Here is a 1,281-nt window from a genome sequence, read left to right as displayed (position 1 = left end):
TCAGGATCGCCAACGTGCCTCCAGACGGTTTTTTTAATTATGGATTATTATAACATTGTTATCTTTTTTATTGGCCTTGCAGTTTTTGGTGCGCATGTCTGATGGAAGTAAAGTTAAAAGCACGCACTCCCTTGCTGTCATACACAATAATCTCTTTATTCAAATATGGGTGTAAACCATTAAAATATCCAGGCATAATCAGTCTGCGCATAAATAGGTTTTTACCCAACATACGGGGGGAATTGGTCGCTACGACAAGCATTTGCTGGGTTGCAGACCATGGGCTAGGTTGAATATATGACAGACAATACTCGCCTGCCGTAAAATCGCCGCCCAATGTATACCCTTCCTCCGTACATGTAATTTGCAGATCAGCTTGGTGCTTCTGAAGCAGCTCATGTCTGGACAAGCCCGAAGTGACACATATCACGTTGCTATCAGCCAGTGCTTCCTCTGTAATATCATTGGAAGACACCACCGGATAATGAACACCGATATACGGATTCCAAGTCGCTGTTCGTGGGCTAGCCAAGGCGTTCGCCGTCCGTCTCACCGCCTGCTCTTCCTCCGGTGTAGCATAGCTGGATGGAAGGACAATGTGAAGACGATCCATATATACGTCAAGCACACCCATACCATGGCTCAAAACGTTTCTTCCCACGCTTTTCGAATCCACAATTTCCTTTTTGGCATCCGATTCTTTTGAAAAACATTCACTGCTTTCTTCCTCCCGTTCGGCAATCAAACGGTATTCAGGTGAGGGACGTTTATGTGAGTATGTTTTAACAAAGCGAAAGCGGCTGTATTCCCGCAAGTCCAACACGAAAATACGGGCTCCGATACCAAGGGCATGACCTCTTGAGAAAGATGTATGATAAATTCTTCGGCGTGAACTGCCTCAATATCCAACTCACCTGTGGCACTCATTTCACCGTACAACTCGGCATATTCCTCATTTTCATCCATTCGCGTCAGTTCCAGCCAGTAAGCCCGGTTATGTCTGCCCCGTTCCGTCCGATAGGCAATACGCTGAGGTACGACATCCCTTTTCCATTGCATAAGCCAACCCAGTACGCCGTCCAGAAGTCTCAGCTCATGCGTATCCCAGTGATTAGACTGCCGCTCTACGACACCTTTAAAATGATCAGATGGAAGCTCTGTTACAGGGGCTGTGTATGCTTGTGCAAATAAGTAATCCTGATCTCCGCATACATTCAATATTGGCATATTCAACAGATTTATCAGATGCTTGGGATGTGGCGCTCCAGAGATAACCGCAAT

General features: G+C 46.0%; 1 pseudogene. It reads right to left on the bottom strand.

Features of this window, described 5'->3' with window-relative positions:
• Positions 1-67 precede the first annotated feature (67 nt).
• Positions 68-1,281 (bottom strand): annotated as a pseudogene (locus GRP75_RS30585) (PHB depolymerase family esterase); the annotation flags it as partial.

The organism is Paenibacillus sp. OT2-17, from assembly GCF_009827695.1.
GTDB classification, from domain to species: Bacteria; Bacillota; Bacilli; order Paenibacillales; family Paenibacillaceae; genus Paenibacillus; species Paenibacillus polymyxa_B.
This window is presented reverse-complemented; position numbering and strand designations above follow the sequence as displayed.